The 985-nt window shown below is 53.1% G+C and carries 9 tRNA genes and 1 rRNA gene; all 10 read right to left on the minus strand.

The window, feature by feature from the left end:
• Positions 1 to 76 (minus strand) — tRNA-Ala (locus HU147_RS19045).
• Positions 77 to 82: 6 nt separating this feature from the next.
• A tRNA-Pro gene (locus HU147_RS19050) sits at positions 83 to 159 on the minus strand.
• 25 nt (positions 160 to 184) lie between these two features.
• Positions 185 to 261 (minus strand) — tRNA-Arg (locus tag HU147_RS19055).
• 32 nt (positions 262 to 293) lie between these two features.
• Positions 294 to 382: transfer RNA gene (locus HU147_RS19060), tRNA-Leu, on the minus strand.
• Between the two features lie 28 nt (positions 383 to 410).
• Positions 411 to 485 (minus strand) — tRNA-Gly (locus HU147_RS19065).
• 5 nt (positions 486 to 490) lie between these two features.
• A tRNA-Leu gene (locus HU147_RS19070) sits at positions 491 to 575 on the minus strand.
• Positions 576 to 599: 24 nt separating this feature from the next.
• Positions 600 to 675 (minus strand) — tRNA-Lys (locus HU147_RS19075).
• Between the two features lie 9 nt (positions 676 to 684).
• Positions 685 to 760: transfer RNA gene (locus HU147_RS19080), tRNA-Thr, on the minus strand.
• Positions 761 to 773: 13 nt separating this feature from the next.
• Positions 774 to 849, minus strand: a tRNA-Val gene (locus HU147_RS19085).
• Between the two features lie 9 nt (positions 850 to 858).
• Positions 859 to 974, minus strand: a 5S ribosomal RNA gene (gene rrf / locus HU147_RS19090).
• Positions 975 to 985 lie beyond the last annotated feature (11 nt).

Genomic DNA, 985 nt, shown 5'->3' on the forward strand with positions numbered 1-985 from the left:
TGGTGGAGCCTAGCGGGATCGAACCGCTGACCTCCTGCGTGCAAGGCAGGCGCTCTCCCAGCTGAGCTAAGGCCCCATTGAATGGTCGGGAAGACAGGATTCGAACCTGCGACCCCTTGGTCCCAAACCAAGTGCTCTACCAAGCTGAGCTACTTCCCGAACTGAAACTGCTGAGTTGAAAATATGGCGCGCCCGAGAGGACTCGAACCTCTAACCGCTTGATTCGTAGTCAAGTACTCTATCCAATTGAGCTACGGGCGCATATTTAGAAAACCTACGGTTTTTTTGCTTAATGGTGCCGAGGACCGGAATCGAACCGGTACGGTAGTCACCTACCGCAGGATTTTAAGTCCTGTGCGTCTGCCAGTTCCGCCACCCCGGCTTAGGGTCAGCAAGATTGTGCAAAAAAATGGAGCGGAAGACGAGGTTCGAACTCGCGACCTCCACCTTGGCAAGGTGGCGTTCTACCACTGAACTACTTCCGCAAAAATGGTGCGGGTGAAGGGAGTCGAACCCCCACGCCCGAAGGCGCTAGATCCTAAGTCTAGTGCGTCTGCCAGTTCCGCCACACCCGCGTGGCAATAATGAAGTTGTAAAAATGGTGAGCCATGAAGGATTCGAACCTTCGACCCTCTGATTAAAAGTCAGATGCTCTACCAACTGAGCTAATGGCTCAAACATGAGTGGTGCCGGAGAAAGGACTTGAACCCTCAACCTACTGATTACAAGTCAGTTGCTCTACCAGTTGAGCTACTCCGGCGAAAGAGAAAAAATGGTGGAGGATGACGGGATCGAACCGCCGACCCTCTGCTTGTAAGGCAGATGCTCTCCCAGCTGAGCTAATCCTCCGTTATGTATGCCCAGCAATGTCCTACTCTCACAGGGGGAAACCCCCAACTACCATCGGCGCAAAAGAGCTTAACTTCCGTGTTCGGGATGGGAACGGGTGTGGCCTCTTTGCCATCATCACTGGACTGGATTGTTT

Origin of the sequence: Planococcus chinensis, from assembly GCF_020071995.1 — a bacterium.
Lineage (GTDB): Bacteria > Bacillota > Bacilli > Bacillales_A > Planococcaceae > Planococcus > Planococcus chinensis_A.